A 17,869-nucleotide genomic window follows, 5' to 3' on the forward strand; every position below is an offset into this window, starting at 1 on the left:
TCCCTATTTTTTTCTAAAGGACATCTATTTTATCTCTATTTTTTACATTTACTAAAGCATTTTTTGTATCAAATACGCGTTTAGATAACTTACAAATTCTTTCGTAATCTACTTTTGAGTGATTTGTTGTTACTACAATTAGATCTGATTCTCTGATTGTCTCATCGCTTAATTCTTTAAGTCCATCTGAATATAGTTTTCCTTTGTATTTATATTCTCTAATGTATGGATCATAGAATTTTACATTAGCTCCATAGGCTTTTAATTTGTCGATTACTTCTAATGATGGACTTTCTCTATAGTCATCAATATCTGCTTTATATGCAATTCCTAAAACTAAAACATTAGCTCCATTAAGAGATTTTCTATCTTTATTTAGTATTTCCATACTTCTATCAATTACATATTGTGGCATTTTATCATTTATAATCATAGAACTTTCAATCATAGATGTGTGGAATTTATATTCTTTCGCTTTCCATGTTAGATAATATGGATCTAAAGGTATACAATGTCCACCTAAACCAGGACCTGGGTAAAATGGCATAAAGCCGTATGGTTTTGTTGATGCTGCTTTGATAACTTCCCATATATCTATATCCATTTCATGGCATAGAATTGCTAACTCATTTACAAGTCCTATATTTACATTTCTAAATGTATTTTCAAGAATTTTTTCCATCTCTGCAACCGCAGGACTTGTAACTTTATAAACATCTCCTTCTAGGACTTCATTATAAACTGCAGCTATTGAATCTAGTGCATCTTGTCCTATAGCACCAACTACTTTTGGAGTATTTTTAGTTTTATAAACTGCATTACCTGGATCTACTCTTTCAGGTGAAAATCCTAGATAGAAATCTTCTTCACATTTTAATCCTGATTCTTTTTCAAGAATTGGTTTAATTAATTCTTCTGTTGTGCCTGGATAAGTTGTTGATTCTAATACAATCATTGTATCTTTGCTCATGTGTTTTCCGATTTCTGTAGCACTTGATTTAACATAATCCAACTCTGGTGCTTGATGTGCATTTAAAGGAGTAGGTACGCAGATAGCTATAAAATCCATATCTTTTATAAATGAATAATCTGTTGTCGCCTTTAATTTACCTTCATCAACTAATTGTTTCATTTTTTCAGGAATTACATCGCCTATATAATTAATTCCATTATTTACTTTTTCTACCTTTTCAGCTTGAACATCAAATCCTGTTGTTTCGAATCCAGCTCCTGCTTTTTCTACAGCAAGTGGCAAACCAACATATCCTAACCCTACTACGCCTATTTTTAATGATTTGTCTTTAATTTTTTCTAAAATTTTATTTTTGTCCATTTTTATTCTCCTTTTTTGTTACATTTCCAATTACACCTAATAATTTATTTGTTAAATTAACATAATCATAATTTATTGAAGCTTTTCTTGCATTTAAACCTTTTTTGATACGTATATCCTCATTATCAGAAATTTTTTCTATTAGTTTTGCTAATTCATCTGGCTTTTGCTCATTGAGAACATAACCACAATCATATTTTTCTATTATTAAAAATTTACCTGGAAAAGTTTGAATTGTAGGCTTACCAGATGCTAGATACTCAAATAATTTATTTTGACTTCCACCATATTTCATTATACCTGACGATTTATAATGCAATAAATTAAATGTAGATTTTGTTAAAATATAAGGTATGTATTTTTTTCTACTCTTCCCATAAATTTAACATTATTTATATTCTCATTTTTGCACTTTTTCTCTAGATTTTCCTTTTCATTTCCATCTCCATATATTATAAATCTAATTTTATTATTTTTTATAATTTTAGCAGTTTCCAAAATGAAATCTAAATCATTAACTTTTCTAATTGAGCCTGTATATACTATATTTATAAAATTCTTATCTTCTAGTATTTTGTCATTGAGAATATCTTTTTTTGCACTTACATCAAATTTTTCTAGCTCAACTCCATTATTAACATAATGAATTTTTTCAGAACCAATATAATCAATCCACCCCATATCTTCGATATATTTTGGACCGCCTGGCATTGTGAATATTAAAGCAGATGATTTTTTATATATCCATCTTTCTCCTTTGTATAAAATTTTTTCTAACAAAGAATTTCTTTTAACATATCCATATTCTATTAAACTTTCTGGCCATAAATCTCTGACTTCACAAATACACGGTACATTTAATTTTTTCGATAAATAGTTTCCTACAATCATTGTTAAAGGATGTGGTGAGGAAGCAATTATTACATCAGGTTTACCTTTTTCTCTAGCTTCTTTTTTAGCAACCTTATACAAATTCTTAGCGAAGTCAAACATATTTATAACTCTATTTATGCCATTTCCTGTGGCAGAGTGAGTTCTTACATAAATAAAAGGCACTCCGCTTGATTGGTCTTTCTTGTATAAACTACCATCATTAATAATCTGTTCATTAGAATAGTGAAGATATGAGGATGCAAAAACTGTAGGATCGTGTCCTTTTCTTATTAAATATTTAGAAAAATAATATGGCCTTGCAAGTCCTGTAGAAGTTGGTGGAGTTGCATAATGATGAAAAAACCATATTTTATATTTTTTATTTTCTTTTGAATTTTCCATTCGCTTTACCTTTTCTATTTTGATACAGCTATAACTGTTTTTATCATAGTTTTTATATCTTTTGCAAGAGAAAAGTCTCTAACACTTTTTAAATTATATTTCATTTTTTCTGGCAATATTTTTTCTATATATATTTTATCAGTGTCAGTTTCATCTCTAAGCAAATTTGCTTCATCCTTATATTCTATGCTTGTTTCTGATGTTACTCCTGCTTTTAGCAATAGGGTTGCATACATTTCATTTGTATAATGCTTTACATAATATGGACTTTCAGGTCTTGTGCCTACAAAACTCATATCTCCTTTTAAAATATTAAAAAGTTGAGGAATTTCATCAAGTCGATACTTCCTGAGTGTCTTTCCTATTTTGGTTATCCTATTATCATTACCTACAGTTACTTGACTACCTATTTTATCTGCATCTTTTACCATAGTTCTAAATTTATAAATCTGAAATTCTTTATTATACTGAGTTATTCTAGTAGACTTATATATGATTTCTCCTTTAGAATCTCTTTTTATTAAAATAGCTAGTATTATTAGTAATGGAAATAGTATTATTATCAATATTAAAGACATAATTATATCAAATATTCTTTTCAAGAATAAACTAACTTGTTTCTTTTTGAGAATTTTATAATATGATAGAATTTCATCTTTTCGCATTTCTAAAGGCAAATCATCCCATTTTTTCAACATCATTTTACCTTTTTATATATTTATTTGTTATAAATCTATAATTTTCAATTATATAATCAACTTCCTCATCAGTAAGTTTTGTGTGAAGAGGTAGGGTTATTTCATTTTCGAAATGGTTATAAGCATTTGGATAGTCTTTTATATCAAATCCTAGATTTTTGTAGGCTGTTAATAATGGAAGTGGTTTATAATGAACGTTACATGCTATTCCTTTTTCTGCCATTTCTTCTATTATTTTATTTCTTTGTTCTGTATCTATTCCTGGAACTTGTGTTATATAAAGATGTCCTGATGATTTGTGATTTTGGTCAAAGTGGTTTAGACTTTTTATTCCTAACGGTCTAAAGGCTTTGTCGTATTTTTCTATTATTTCTTTTCTTATTTTTAAAAGTGTTGGATACCTTTTTACTTGGGCAAGTCCTATTCCTGCTAATACATCTGTCATATTGCATTTGTACCAAGGGCCTACTATATCATATTCCCATGATCCAAGCTTTGTTTTGCTTAGGGCATCTTTTGATTGACCATGAAGGGATAATAATTGATATTTTTTGTAGAGTTTTTCGTTGTCTATTCCTTCTTTGTCTTTCCATGTTGCATATCCACCTTCTGCTGTTGTGAAATTTTTTACTGCATGGAAGGAAAAATTTGAAAAATCTGCTACTGATCCTACTTTTTTTCTTTATACTCTGCTCCCAAAGCATGAGCTGCATCTGCCATTACTATTATTCTGTTGTAGGCTTTTTGAATTTCGTTGTTTGCCTTAAATAAATTTTTCTTTTCTTCTACAATTTCAAATATTTTATCATAATCGCAAGGCACTCCGGCCAAATCTATAGGGATTATTACTTTTGTTTTTTCGTTTATGGCCTCTTTTAATTTTTCGTAGTCCATTTCTAAATTTTCTTCTTGGGTATCTACTAAAACTAATTTTGCTCCAACATGTTCTACTACTGAAGCTGTTGCGGTATATGTGTAGGCACTTGTTATTACTTCATCGCCTTTTCCAATTCCTAAAACTCTAAGGGTCATTTCTGCCGCTGCTGTTTGAGAATTTAAACAAACTCCTATATTTGTTCCTGTAAATTCTAGCAAATCTTTTTCTAATTTTTTTGTTTTTGGTCCTGTTGTTATCCAACCAGATTTTAAAGCATCTATTACTTCATTAATTTCTTCTTCGCTAATGTCTGGTGGAGAGAATGGTATGTTCATTTTTTTTGTCATTATTTATTACCCTTTCCTATAAACGTACTTATTAAATTATTTATCGTAACAACTATGTCTAATTCATCTATATTTTCTTGGTTTATTACTTTGTCTAGTTTTTGGAAAAATTCTTCTCTTGAAAATTCTAATGGTCTTCCTACGGATATTCCTTCGACTTTTGTATCTGATAGGAGCTCTTCATCCATTAGTCTTTCTTCGTATAGTTTTTCTCCTGGCCTTAGGCCTGTGTATACTATTGGCATATCTATATCTGGTTTATAGCCTGATAGTTTTATTAATTGTCTTGCCAAGTAATCTATTTTTACTGGCTCTCCCATATCTAGTACGAATATTTCTCCGCCTTGTGCCATTGAGCCTGCTTGTAATACTAATTTTACTGCTTCTTTTATGGTCATAAAGTAGCGGATTATTTCTGGATGGGTTACTGTTACTGGCCCACCTGATGCTATTTGTTCTTTGAATAATGGGATTACTGATCCGTTTGAACCTAGGACATTTCCAAATCTTACTGCTACGAATTCTGTTTTTGGTGTTTTTCCTTGTAGGTAATCTTTTGGATTTATTGTAACTATTCTATCTCCATCGTTGATTGTTACTTTTGCTAGTTTTTCGTATTCTTTGTTTTGTCTTATGTCATTTATTCCTTGGATTATTTTCTCACAAACTCTTTTTGTTGCTCCCATTACTGATGTTGGGTTTACTGCTTTATCGGTTGAGATTAGGACAAATCTTTTTGCATCATATATTAATGAAAGAAGAGCTACTATGTAGGTTCCTCTTACGTTATTTTTTATTGCTTCTACTGGACTTGTTTCCATTAATGGTACGTGTTTATGAGCTGCTGCGTGAAAAATTATTTCTGGTTTGTAGGTTTCGAATACTTTTTTTACTCTTGCATAGTCTCTTACTGATCCTATTAGGGTGATGAATTTTAAATCTTTATTATTTCTTTTTAATTCTTGTTCAATTTCGTAGGCATTGTTTTCGTATATATCTAATATTATCAAAAGTTTTGGTCCGTATTGAGCGATTTGTCTACAAAGCTCTGATCCAATTGAACCTCCACCGCCTGTTACCAAGACTACTTTATCATTTAGGTAATCAAATGTTTCATTTGAAAATATTTTTACTGGATCACGTCCTAATAAATCTTCTATTTGGACATCTTTCATTCCAGACATTGATATGCTTCCTGAAACTAATTGGTAAATTCCTGGTAGGACTTTTACCTCACAATTTGTTTCATTGCATATTTGTAGGATTTCTCTTTTTTGATTTTCTTGGGCTGATGGTAGGGCTACTAGTATTAGATCTATATCTTCTTTGTTTACAAGCTCTTTTATTGAATCTCTACCACCATAAATTATTGTCCCGTCTATATATTGACCTTTTTTTTCTGGATTATCGTCAATAAATGCAACTACTTTTATGCTTGTATTTTCTTGTCTGTTTGATTTGTTTATATCTTCTTTTATTGTCTGTCCAGCTGATCCTGCTCCTATTATTATTGCTTTTTTAAATTCTGGATTTTTGTCTAATAGATTATATTTTCCTTGTATAAACATTTTTTTTGAAAATCTTAATGCCACTGTCATTGTATATTGAATTAATAATCCAAAAACAAAATATGATATAGGCATTCTTCCAAATAGTTTAGTGATTCCTAAAAAATGGATTAGTCCTGATAAGATAACAGCTTGAGTAATTCTAATTAATTCATTATATGATATATATTCTAGAATAGCTTTGTACATCCTAAAAAATGAATAAATTGCAATTGTGATTAGTGTATTAACAATTGCATAATTTTCAAAATTTTTTAAATATTCTAAAGGAATATTTGTTATACTTGCATCAAATCTAAAAATTAATGCAAAAAGATAAGATAAATTTATTATAGCAATGTCAAATATTAATAACGTTACGGTTTTTTTATTCAATAGTTTTTCAAAACTCATTTTAACCTCTTTTATAAACTATTTCTTCAATTTTCTATTTTTAAAAGAATTGATAATTTCTTCGAATTCAGGAACTTTAATTATTATTATACCTATAAAATAAACTAAACCACCAAGTAAAACTGATAAGCCAACGCTTAAAATTAAAGGCAATACTTTTATAGACACATTATAAGCCAATCTTGCAATTACACTCATAATAATTGAGATTATTATTAATTTAATTATAGAACCTATATTATATTTACTATCATTATTCCCATATTTTCTTTCAAAAATATATATGATAATTATACTTCCAATAGCAGTAGAAATTGTGGTTGATAATGCTAATCCATTTAATCCTATTAATTTTGATAGGATCACATTTAGAAAAATATTAATTAATTGTTGTAATAAAATTATTATTACAGGGGTTTTTGAATCTCCTAAAGAATAAAATCCTTTAGAAACAATTTCTGTAATCGCAGCAAAAATCACAAAAGGAGCATAGGATACTAAAAGTGATGCAACTATTTTTGTATCCTCACTTGTAAAAGCATTTCTTTCAAAAACCAATTTAATAATTGGATTTGAAAGGCTTATCATTCCAAATGTAGCTGGCAATATTAAAATCAAAGTAAAAATAATAGCTGACTTTATTTTATTATTCATTTCTAACATTTGTCCCTTTTGAGCAAGTCTAGCTATTTCAGGAAAAGACATAGTAGCAATAGTTGTAGTAACTACACCTGTTATAAATCCAAGCATAGTTTTAGCATAAAACAATTTAGATATACTTACTTTCCCAAAAATTGCTGAAGCCATAGAATTATCTACTATTAAAGAAACTTGACTTGCAGCATTTGATAATATTATAGGCAATAATAAAACCATAAAATATTTTACATATTTATTTTTGAAATTTAAGCCTAATTTATATTTGAATCCTAATTTTTTTGCAGCAAATGGGAATCTTGCAAATTGTAAAACATTTCCCAACAAGGCACCAACAATTAGAATATACGGATTACCAAATATCCCTGTCAATACTGTTGCTGCAATTATAAAAACATTCATAATTATAGCTATTAAAACTGGATCTACAAAATTATTATTTATGTTCAAATATCCCCTTATAACTCCTCCATAGAGATAAGCAAAAGTTGAAAACATCATAATAATAGTGAAATTCGCAGCCATATCTAGCCATTTGCCACTCAAATCTGGAGATAAAATTTTTGATACTGGCTTAGCTAAAACAATTATTATAAGGAAAGAAATTAGTCCATAAAACATTAAAATATTTACCAAATCATTAGTAAATTTGTTAGCCTCTTCTTCTCCTCCTTCATTTTTAGCTTTATTAAATGTAGGAATATATACAGAAAGTATTCCAGAGGCAACTATACTAAATATTACAGTTGGTATTGTTGTTGCAGTTGTATAAATTGATTTCAAATCTCCAGCGCCAATGAAAGCCGCCATGACAGCTTCCCTTGCAAAACCAAATATTTTAGATATTAAAGTTAAAATCATTATTAATATGGTTGTTTGACCCATTTATTTCCCCAATCTAATAAATAGAGAATAACTCTCTATTTATTACTACTTATTTTTATTATTTTTCAAAATCCCATCATGAACTTGGTCAATAGATTCTTCATCCGCTCTCATCATGTATAAATTACTTCCTGGCATTAGGTATGATGGTAGACCTGGTTCGCTTGTTCCTGTTACTGCTTGACTTTTTATTTTCCAGTCCTTTGCGTCATCTATTTGACCATTTACTAATTCTATCATTTTATCATAAGGCATATTTGTATTTACTGAATCAAGTGCAACTTCTGCTATCGAATTGAAATTCAAAAGTGTTTCAGTTGATAATAATTTTTTTATTATACCTGTCATTACTCTCACTTGATTTTTTCCTCTATCAAAATCGCCTTCTGCAAGGTGGTATCTTTCTCTTGAATATGCCAAAGCCATATCTCCATCCATGTGAATTGTACCTTGTGGGAAATATTTGCCACCATTGGTTTCAAAAGCAACAGGATTTTCGACATCTACTCCACCCAATAAATCTATAAGTTGTATAAGAGTTGTGAAATTTACTTTTGCATAATAGTCTATATTTATATCAAGGAAATTTTCCAAAGTTTTTATAGATGTGTCTACTCCAAATAAGCCTGCGTGAGTTAATTTATCATTTGCATAATCTCCCATTCCAGCTATATTTACATAGGTATCCCTTGGAATTGTTGTTATTAAAATTTTTCCTTTTTTAGGATTTACACTTACTATTAAATTCACGTCAGATCTTGATACAGTTGCAAGATCTCCATAAGTGTCTATTCCTGAAATATATACATTAAAACTTTGATCTTTTTCAACTTCATTGTTTTGATTTAATTTTTGATCTCCCTTAACAGAATAAGATTTTAAAACTCTAGTTTTTTGGCTAAATCCTTCAATATTATCATCTAACATTTCCCTGAAGCCTTCATTTAATAAAACAGCTTGAACATTTCCATTAATTAAGCTGTTACCTAAAGTTAAATAATCTCCCAAGTCTTCAACATTTAAATCATCGCCATTTTCTTTTTTGAATTTTTCTAAAGCTTGTTTAACATTTTCTTTGTCCACTTGCTTAGCTATGGCAACTTGATTTTCATTCAAATCATCCAATGTTTCAATTGGAGATTCTTTCAAAACAACAAAAGACATTTTTGTTTTATTTACTTCTTTTTTTTGATTGATTTTTTGAACAGTTTGTATTGAAGTACTTGCGTAAGAAATAAATAAGCCTTCCACTGCACTTACAAACAAAAGTACAATTATAAAAAAGGCTTTAATTGGCTTGCCAGCCTTTTTTCTTTTGAAAATCAACAAAGAAAATCCAAAAATAAGTAAGAATATAAGTCCCAAAACTATAAACCTATATTTCACTGGCAAAATGCTATATTTATTTAAAAAATAAAAAAATATTATGTACACAATAGTTGATAAAAAAATCGAAATTTTAGATATTAAGTTTTTAAACATATCGTCGGAAAATTCTCCTTACATTTAAAATTTGTAATTATTCTCAAACAATGATATAACAACTTGTAGCATTTGTCAATAATAAAGCACTTCAAACATTTAAATTTTGCGATTTTCATAACTTTTAAAATTGATTTTTAAAAGTTCTTTTATAATTTTCAAATTAACAAATAAAACTTCTTACTATTATTATAAAAACAAGTTATTATCGTTTTTTGCTTTGTTGAAAGTATAATATTTCCAAAGAAAGAGGTGACCTATGATATTAGATGAAAAAACATTTAAAGAATTAGAGAAAAATTATGAAAAAGATCCTAAAAATAAAGTTATTGAAAATGCCATTTCAAATATGGGGATAATGGAGGCTTCTTTAAATAAAAATATTATCAACAAACATGATTTTATTTTTTCTAACGAAGTTGAAACTAAAGATGTTACTAATCAAAGAAAAACTGGCAGATGTTGGATGTTTGCAGGTCTTAATATGATTAGAATGCATATTGCCAAAAAACTTAATATGGAAAAATTTGAGCTTTCTGAGTCTTTTCTTTATTTTTATGACAATATGGAAAAAGCAAATTTGTTTTTGCAAAGAGTTATTGATACAAAAGACTTGGATATTAAAGATAGAAAAGTTGAAGATGTTTTTTATTCAACTCCAGAAGACGGGGGATATTTTGAATTTTTCTATTATTTGATAAAAAAATATGGAATTGTTCCAAAGACAAATATGGGCGAACTTTTCCATACAGAGGAATCTTCTTTTATGTTTTATACTTTGGAAAATGCCCTCAAAAAAATCGCTATGGATATTAGAGCGACGGATGACGAAAAAGAAATTGAAATTTTAAGAAAAAAAGGTCTATCCTATGCCTACAATATTTTTGTAAAATCCATTGGAAAACCTGTTGAAAATTTTGATTTTAAATACTATGACAAGGACAACAATTACAAAATCGAAAAAGATATGACGCCAAAGAATTTTTTTGATAAGTACGTTGGGGATTTTTTTGATGGAAAAATAAAATTATTAAACGATCCAAGACATCCTTACAATAGGATTTTGGTTGATAAGAACGCAAAAAATGCAATAGATTTGCCAGATCTTGTTGGAATTAATGTTGACATGGATACAATGAGTAAATCTGCTCAAAAATCTATAAAAAATAACGAAACAATGTGGTTTGCTTGCGATGTTGACATAGATAAAGACAGAGAAAGCGGAGTTATGGATGAAAATTTATTTAATTTTGACCAAACTTTTACCAATTTTGAAAAAATGACAAAAGCTCAAAGAATTGATTCTAGATATTCTTCAGCTTGCCACGCTATGAATCTTACAGGATTTGACAAAAAAGATAAAGACGTGAAATTTTGGAAAATTGAAAATTCATGGGGAGAAGATAATGGACACGATGGATATTTTTCTATGACTGACAAATGGTTTAGGGAAAATACTTTCGAGTTAATAGTCGACAAAAAATATTTAACCAAAAAAGTTTTGTCTGCCTTTGATAAGGAAAAAATCTATTATGATGAGTTTGACCCGATGTATAAAATGCTAAAAAATATAAAATAAAATCTTTGAAAAAAATTTATAAAGCTGGGCTTAATATAAATAAAAAACCCAGCCTAGGCTGGGAAAATAAAGAAGAACGTTATACGGTATAAAATAAATAAGTCCGGGATTAAACAAAGTTCAACTTTATAAAATTTACAAAAGTAGTATTACTTCTTGTAAAAAATTATACCCCAGCAAATCGAAAAAGCAAGCGGAAACGATTTTTTCCGAAATGTTTTATGGCGTATTTTTATAATTCGAATAATAAAAATCCTAGAAATAAAGAAATTTATACTAGGATTTTTATTTATTAAAATTTCATTCTCAATTTTTATAATTTTAAAAGGTAATTTATTTTTCAATTATATCATTCACAGATGCAATGCTTGATTTCCCAACCTCCAAAAGTTTATTTCTATCAAATATTTCATTTCTTGTGTTTGTATATTCCAAAACAGTAGCAAGATTTATTCCAGATATTATTTCTAATTTTCCTTTATAAATTTCTTCCTTTAGTAAACTTGAAACTATGTTGCTAGGAGTTCCATATAGTAAGTCACAAAAAACAACTACACCATCACCAGAGTCCACTTTGTCAATTTTATTTTTTAATTCTTCAATAAAACTCTTTAAGTCTTGATCTGGTAGTAGTGAAATGTATGAAAAATTTTCCAGCTCTCCAGAAAACATTTTTATAGCATCATACATTCCTTCTGCAAATTTCCCATGACTTGCAATTATAATTCCTCTCATATTCTTACATCCTAAAATATTCCAAAAAATGACAAGACAAGACTTACAGCTATTGTTGAAAAAATTAGTTTACTTATGCTGAAATTTTTCTTGCCTATCAAATAGTAAAATAAGAATAAAACCAAGATTGTTAATATTCCTGGAAAAATTTTATCTAAATTTTCTTGAACGTTTATAGCAGCCTTCCCAAATCCAAAATTTAATTTGCTTTGTAAATTAACCATATTAGCTGATAAAGCCCCCATCATTCCCATACCAAGAATATTTGCTCCATACAATACATATCTCATTTGCTTTGAAGATAAAACATCTTTTATAGCATCACGACCTTTTTTATAAGTTAAATTTGTTGTAATAACCAACTCTGCCATCAAAATAGCATTTCCCAAAAATAACATTGGAAGAGCAAAAAAGGAACCTTTTACAGCCATAGTACTTGCAGCTAATATGCAAAGTGTTTGAAATGTTCCAGCACTAAAGGAATCTCCGAAAGCAGCAACCGGTCCCATAAGACCAGTTTTAATAGCCACTATTGCATCACTTGAAATTTTTCCTGTTCTAGCTTTTTCTTCCTCCATGGCGATTGTCAGTCCAACAATCAATCCGCCAGCTGTAGCATTTGTATTAAATAACTTCATATGACGAACAAGTGCTTCTTTTAATTCACTTTTTTCTGTATACAATTTTTTTAATATCGGCAAAAAAGCATAGGTAAAAGCTAAAGCTTGCATTCTCTCAAAGTTAAGAGATAATTCAGTAGCAAAATACCACCTTCTCATAACCCTATTTATATCTTTTTGACTAATACTTATTTCTTTATTTTCACTCATTTTTAGCCTCCAATTTTTCATCTACTTCCTTTTTGTTGTAGACTAGTATAAAAGCAACACTTATTAAAATTGCACCAGCAACTAAATTATTTAATCCTAGAGCTTTTACCAAAATAAAGCCAATTATTGTATAAGGAATTAATTTTGGCTTACCAATAGAATTCATTATAAGAGCAAATCCTACAGCAGGCATAACATTTCCTGCAACTTCTAATCCATGAAGCATCCATTCTGGTATAAAAGCTAACAAATCTAGCATTACATTTTGCCCTAATAAAACCACTAAAAAAACTGGCAAAAACAATAAAGGAAAAGCCAATAAAGCTGGATACAAAATCGCATTTTTTTCTAATTTTTTAGTATCTACATCTTCTACCGCCTTATCTGCTCCGTGTGCAAAACGTACATTAATAATTTTTCTTAAACTCATTAATTGTGCTCCAAGTAATCCCAAAGGAACTGCGAGAGCAATCGCCTGATCAACATTTAAATTTGCTGATAAAGCTAAAGGAATCATAGTGGTTGCCGCCATAGTTTGATCAGTTGGCATATTTCCACCAGGAGCAATAATTCCAGCAAAAACAGCAGAAATACCTCCTCCTAAAATCAAACCTTGAGTCAAATTTCCGCTTATTATACCGGCGACAACCCCTACAAATATCGCATTTCCTATAAAAAATAAAGCAAAATATCCACCCAACATACTTCTTGAAATCCAATAAATTAGACCCATAGCAATAGCCATTATTAAAGCATTTTCCATACGATTCTCCTTATATTTTTTTCTTCATATTTTCTAAACTTATTTTAGAATTTTCAGGTATAGATTGAGAATAAACATCTATTTCCTTTTTTCCTAAAATATCAAGTTTTTCAATTTCTTTTTCAGATAAAGAAACTCCTTGAATAATTTGCTTTCTTTCTGATGTACTTTCAGAAGCACCAACATTTATTTCTTCCAATATTAATCCATTTTCAACAGCTTTATAGCAACTATCTACATTTTTAAAAATAAGCATTACATTATCGTCACTAGATTCTAAACATTTATTTAGATTTTTTATAGATACAATATCAACTTTTTTGTCAGCTGCTGCCATTTTGTATATATCTGCCATGAACTCATCATCAACAAGTTCATCATCAGCAAGAATTATTCTGTCTACAGGATTATATTTTATCCACTTAGCAACAACCTGACCGTGTATGAGTCTATAATCAATACGTGTCATTTTTATTTTCGCCATAAATACTCCTTATATTTTTTCAATTTTACCAGACTCTAAGCTTCTATGGATAGCTTCTGTTAGTTTAGCAGCTTGGAGACCATCATAAACATCAGCTACGAATTCTTTATTATTAATTAAAGCATCTACAAAAAAATTAATCGGATCTGCACCAAAGCCTATAACTTTTCCATGAAAATCATTAAAGAAAAAAACATTAGGTGTATGCAATTTATTTTTATCAAAAATTTCAACACCCCTGTTTTGATTATCAATTCTAATCAATTCTTCACTCGTTATTATTGATGTTTTTCCATCATTATTTTTTGCAAAACCTTTTGGCAGAATCCACGAATTTTCTAAAGTACATACACATCCATTTTCAAACTTTATAATTGAAGTTACACTATCATAAGTATCTACTCCCATGCTAGGTAAAAGTTTTTTTGAACCAACAGCATACACATCAACCGCTTCACAATCCATATACCATCTCATCAAATCTACACAATGAACACCCAAAAAATCTACAGGATCAGAAGAGCCTCCCCATTTAAACCATTCAGTCGGCACATCAATAATATCATCCATATTCATATAAGCTCTTATTGGATAACCTTTGCTTGATTTTAATTTATTATAAATAAATATAGCAGCAGGATCCCACCTCTTATGAAAATCTACAGCAACTCTAACTTTATTTTTCTTAGCAGCCTCATATATTTTTTTACAATCATCCACGCTTGTTGCCAAAGGCTTTTCAATAAGTAAATCTACGCCCTTTTCAATACAAGCCAAAGCAGGCTCTACATGAAGATGATCAGGCGTTACAATTGATGCAGCATCAATTTTTTCATTTTCTAACATATCTTCTACATTATTGTAAGTTTTTAAGCCATAATTTTTTTCAATGTTTTCTCTTATTTTTTCACTTTGATCGCAAACAGCAATTAAATTAACATAAGGATTTTGATGATATACATCCACATGATGAATACCATAAATCCCCGCACCAATTACTGCTACATTTAGTTTCTCCATAAATTTTTCCTTTCCTTAATATAAAAATGATTTATATTGTTGTTCCATTCTTTTAAAAGTATTGTAACATAATTTTATTAAAATTACAACATTTATTTTTTTTATGTAGTTTTGCTACTTGTATTTATATATAGTAAGATAAAAGCAGAGGTGATATTATGTCTGATGAATTAATTTTGGATAAAATTGAAGCTATGCTACCTTACTTTACTAAATCAGAACTAAAAGTAGCAGAATATATTTTAAATTCTAATAATACAATCAACTGTAGTCTATCTACACTTGCAAAAAAAATCAAAGTTAGTGAACCAACAATAATAAGATTTTCAAGATCAATTGGACTAAACGGATACTCAGATTTAAAATTAAAATTGTCTATAAATAATTCAATAAACGATAGTAAAGAGTTAAAAAATTTAGATATAAAATTAAATAAAGGCGATGATGCTTACGAAATTTATAGATCATTATCAGAATACACAATAAAATCTATTAGAAGCACGTGGCATAATACCTTAGATAAAAAATCATTTGAAAAAGCAATAGATTTGATTTACAACACTCATAAAAATAATAAAAAAATTTTTTTAACTGGTATGGGCGTTTCATCGATATTGGCAGAATCCCTACAAATAAAATTAATGAGATTAGATATAGACTCAATATTTTATTCAGATATACATTTAAGATTAGAAGCTTGCTCAAACTTAAAAAAAGATGATTTACTAATATGCTTTACTACCCTTGGAAAATCTAAAGAAAATCATGATTTTATAAATTTAGCTAAAGAAAAAGGAGTAAAGGTAATTCTTATTACTCAATTTGGAGTAAATAAAATAAATAAGTCATCAGATATAGTTATCTATACTTCCGCAATAGAAAATAATCTAAGGCTTGCAACTCAAGCATCATTTATTGTTCAAAATTTAATTATAGAAACAATTTTTCTTTCCCTAGCTTTGAAAGATTTTGATAAGATAAGTGAATCCGTGAAAGATACAAAAGATATTTTTCATAAATATGGATATAATCTAAATTAGGCTTTTAAAAATACCAAAACAGCCAAAGATTTAATTGCCGTTAATATATAAATACAAATATATTTTTAATCATTTCTTCTTTATAAAAATCTATCTATCATTTTATATCTAAACGCGAAAACCCCTCTATCCATTTTTGGACTTTGGGGTTTACTTTATTTTATCTATTTTTATTTATTCCTCAATTTTTTCCAATTTTTTTATTGTATCTATTGATTCGTTTAGGCTTTCTGTGTTTATGTCTGGGTTTGTTTTTTCTTCTTCGTTTATCATGCCGTCTGGGGCGTAGCCTAGGGTGTTTGTGTAGGTGAAAACTAAGCCGGAATTTGGGCATACGTCATTTATTAAGCCAAGTGTTACTCCATCTCCCCCTGTTTTTTTCCCTACTAATTTTGCAATTTTTGCGTTTTTACAAAAATTTGCCATTCCTTCGGCTGCTGAATATACTCCTTCGTCAACTAATAAATACAAATCTCCTTTAAATTTATTTTTTTTCATTGGAGTGATTTCTATTTTGTCTTTGCTATAATATGAAAAATCTTTTAAATCTTCTTTGTGTTCAAGATCCATTTTTTCTATATTTACATTTGAAATATCTTCAAAGCCAAGCTCTTCGCTTTCTAATAATAGCTTTGTTCTCATTCCATCTTTAAAAAACATGTGGTTGTTTACGGAAATTTTTTTGTCTATGAGTCTTGGCAAAAGATATTCTTGCCAATATTCTATATTTCCACCGGAATTTTCTCTGATGTCTATTATTATGGTTTTTAAATCTTGATTTTCTTCTAAAAATTTGTCTAATTTTTTCATATCTTCTGAAAGTTCATATTCTGCTAGCATTTCTTTTATTTTTATTAGTCCCAAACTTGGTGCTAGCATTTTTACTTCCATATTTTCGCCGGAATTTTCTGTGTATAGGGTTCTTCTCCTGATTTTTTTCCTATCAGCCTTATTTGATTGGACTCCATCAACTCCGTATCTATCTCTTACGCTTTCTTTGTTCAGTGTTAAAAATTCGTAATACATTGACGGATCTGTCCAAAAATGTGAATAGTATTCTAAGGTTTCTTCTACGTAATCTTTTTGTGCAATTGTTGCGTGGTCATTGTGCAAATCTTCCATTATTTTTTGCATAGTGTTTGTAAATTCTTGGTCGTTTTTGCAAAATTTTATTTCGCTTAAATATTTTGAATAATTTGCCAAAAAGTCAACTCCGTATTGCCTTTTCAAAACTCCAAAAAATGGATAATTATCTCTAATTTCATTAAAAAGATAATTGAAATCTTCTACCATTTCTTCTTGGCTTAATTCTTTTTTTTCTACCTTATCTTCAAAAACTAATTTGCATGGCCCATCTAATTTTTTATACCATGCCATATAGGCTTCTATTGATTTAAATTCATCAATTTTATCTGGATTTATTTCTATTATTTTCTTCTCTTTTGGCTTTTTTTCTGAAATCAAACTATCTTTTCTTTTTTCTAGATAGTTTATTCTCCTTTGAGCGCATGATGAAAATAAAATAATAATCGCCAAAAATAAAATGCTTATCTTACTTTTTTTCTTCATCAAGTCCTCCATTTATAACCCAATCTCTTTTTTTTATTTCGTATAAAAAGGGAAGAATGCCTATTGGATTTATTAATGAAAAAGCCATTATCATCAAAAGTTTAAAGTAAAGTCCTTTTTTTTCATTTCTCAAAATTGAGCCTGTGCTTTTGTTGTTGGTTTTTATTAAATATATTCCTCTTAAAAGCAAAAATATTCCACCAGCAATTTCAAAACCTTCTTTATAATATATGCCAAAAGCGAAAACGCAAATTGCAGACAAAAAGTAAAGAAAGTATGCTATTTTATTTTTTGTATTGTATTTTTTTAATTTTGTAATTTCTCTACTCATAAG

16 protein-coding genes and 1 pseudogene are annotated in these 17,869 nt (G+C 28.7%); 2 read left to right on the forward strand and 15 right to left on the reverse strand.

Translation table 11 applies throughout. The features are described 5' to 3' along the window. Positions 1-13: 13 nt before the first annotated feature. The 8 genes and pseudogenes from HGAG_RS08435 to HGAG_RS08465 all read right to left on the reverse strand — a co-directional run bounded on the left by HGAG_RS08435 (position 14) and on the right by HGAG_RS08465 (position 9,419). Positions 14-1,333, reverse strand: a complete 1,320-nt coding sequence (locus HGAG_RS08435) for a nucleotide sugar dehydrogenase (protein WP_019118732.1) — start codon at positions 1,331-1,333, stop codon at positions 14-16. Further along, positions 1,320-1,628 (reverse strand): glycosyltransferase family protein, encoded by a 309-nt coding sequence (locus tag HGAG_RS11170; protein ID WP_051008252.1) that lies wholly within the window; start codon positions 1,626-1,628, stop codon positions 1,320-1,322. The genes HGAG_RS08435 and HGAG_RS11170 overlap by 14 nt, the downstream gene beginning before the upstream one ends. 44 nt (positions 1,629-1,672) lie before the next feature. Then, positions 1,673-2,608: a glycosyltransferase family 4 protein gene (locus HGAG_RS10930; RefSeq protein WP_051008253.1), complete on the reverse strand. Its 936-nt coding sequence runs from the start codon at positions 2,606-2,608 to the stop codon at positions 1,673-1,675. 14 nt (positions 2,609-2,622) lie between these two features. Next, positions 2,623-3,306, reverse strand: coding sequence for a sugar transferase (locus tag HGAG_RS08445; protein WP_019118733.1), 684 nt, complete (start codon positions 3,304-3,306; stop codon positions 2,623-2,625). A 4-nt stretch (positions 3,307-3,310) separates the two neighbouring features. Then, positions 3,311-4,518, reverse strand: a pseudogene (locus tag HGAG_RS10935) (DegT/DnrJ/EryC1/StrS family aminotransferase). A gap of 11 nt (positions 4,519-4,529) precedes the next feature. After that, positions 4,530-6,491 (reverse strand): polysaccharide biosynthesis protein, encoded by a 1,962-nt coding sequence (locus HGAG_RS08455; protein WP_019118735.1) that lies wholly within the window; start codon positions 6,489-6,491, stop codon positions 4,530-4,532. Between the two features lie 18 nt (positions 6,492-6,509). Further along, on the reverse strand, positions 6,510-8,033 hold the full coding sequence (gene murJ, locus HGAG_RS08460; protein ID WP_019118736.1) for a murein biosynthesis integral membrane protein MurJ: 1,524 nt from the start codon (positions 8,031-8,033) through the stop codon (positions 6,510-6,512). A gap of 45 nt (positions 8,034-8,078) precedes the next feature. After that, positions 8,079-9,419, reverse strand: coding sequence for an LCP family protein (locus HGAG_RS08465; protein ID WP_083857228.1), 1,341 nt, complete (start codon positions 9,417-9,419; stop codon positions 8,079-8,081). A 355-nt stretch (positions 9,420-9,774) separates the two neighbouring features. On the opposite strand from HGAG_RS08465, the gene HGAG_RS08470 reads away from it, so the two are divergent. Further along, complete coding sequence (locus HGAG_RS08470) at positions 9,775-11,094, forward strand: C1 family peptidase (protein ID WP_019118738.1); 1,320 nt, start codon at positions 9,775-9,777, stop codon at positions 11,092-11,094. Positions 11,095-11,427: 333 nt separating this feature from the next. Here HGAG_RS08470 and HGAG_RS08475 read toward each other — a convergent pair whose 3' ends face one another. The 5 genes from HGAG_RS08475 to HGAG_RS08495 are packed head-to-tail and all read right to left on the reverse strand — an operon-like array spanning position 11,428 to position 14,926. Beyond that, positions 11,428-11,829 carry a PTS sugar transporter subunit IIA gene (locus HGAG_RS08475; protein WP_019118739.1) on the reverse strand — a complete coding sequence of 134 codons (402 nt, stop codon included), beginning with the start codon at positions 11,827-11,829 and terminating at the stop codon, positions 11,428-11,430. Between the two features lie 11 nt (positions 11,830-11,840). Continuing rightward, the gene (locus tag HGAG_RS08480) at positions 11,841-12,659 is read right to left on the reverse strand and encodes a PTS system mannose/fructose/sorbose family transporter subunit IID (protein WP_040401686.1); all 819 of its coding nucleotides are present in this window, start codon (positions 12,657-12,659) and stop codon (positions 11,841-11,843) included. Then, entirely contained in the window at positions 12,652-13,422 is a 771-nt protein-coding gene (locus tag HGAG_RS08485; RefSeq protein WP_019118741.1) for a PTS mannose/fructose/sorbose/N-acetylgalactosamine transporter subunit IIC, read from the reverse strand. The genes HGAG_RS08480 and HGAG_RS08485 overlap by 8 nt, the downstream gene beginning before the upstream one ends. A 10-nt stretch (positions 13,423-13,432) precedes the next feature. Beyond that, positions 13,433-13,906 (reverse strand): PTS sugar transporter subunit IIB, encoded by a 474-nt coding sequence (locus HGAG_RS08490; RefSeq protein WP_019118742.1) that lies wholly within the window; start codon positions 13,904-13,906, stop codon positions 13,433-13,435. A gap of 9 nt (positions 13,907-13,915) precedes the next feature. Then, a complete protein-coding gene (locus HGAG_RS08495) occupies positions 13,916-14,926 on the reverse strand; it encodes a Gfo/Idh/MocA family protein (protein WP_019118743.1) in 1,011 nt (336 codons plus the stop codon). 158 nt (positions 14,927-15,084) lie between these two features. Here HGAG_RS08495 and HGAG_RS08500 point away from each other — a divergent pair, with 158 nt between their 5' ends. Next, positions 15,085-15,966: a MurR/RpiR family transcriptional regulator gene (locus tag HGAG_RS08500; RefSeq protein WP_019118744.1), complete on the forward strand. Its 882-nt coding sequence runs from the start codon at positions 15,085-15,087 to the stop codon at positions 15,964-15,966. Positions 15,967-16,140: 174 nt separating this feature from the next. On the opposite strand, the gene HGAG_RS08505 is transcribed toward HGAG_RS08500, so the two are convergent. Both HGAG_RS08505 and HGAG_RS08510 read right to left on the reverse strand, forming a co-directional pair. After that, complete coding sequence (locus HGAG_RS08505) at positions 16,141-17,535, reverse strand: S41 family peptidase (RefSeq protein ID WP_019118745.1); 1,395 nt, start codon at positions 17,533-17,535, stop codon at positions 16,141-16,143. Beyond that, on the reverse strand, positions 17,519-17,866 hold the full coding sequence (locus HGAG_RS08510; RefSeq protein WP_019118746.1) for a hypothetical protein: 348 nt from the start codon (positions 17,864-17,866) through the stop codon (positions 17,519-17,521). The genes HGAG_RS08505 and HGAG_RS08510 overlap by 17 nt, the downstream gene beginning before the upstream one ends. Positions 17,867-17,869: the final 3 nt, after the last annotated feature.

Origin of the sequence: Anaerococcus obesiensis ph10 (genome assembly GCF_000311745.1) — a bacterium.
Taxonomy (GTDB): Bacteria; Bacillota; Clostridia; order Tissierellales; family Peptoniphilaceae; genus Anaerococcus; species Anaerococcus vaginalis.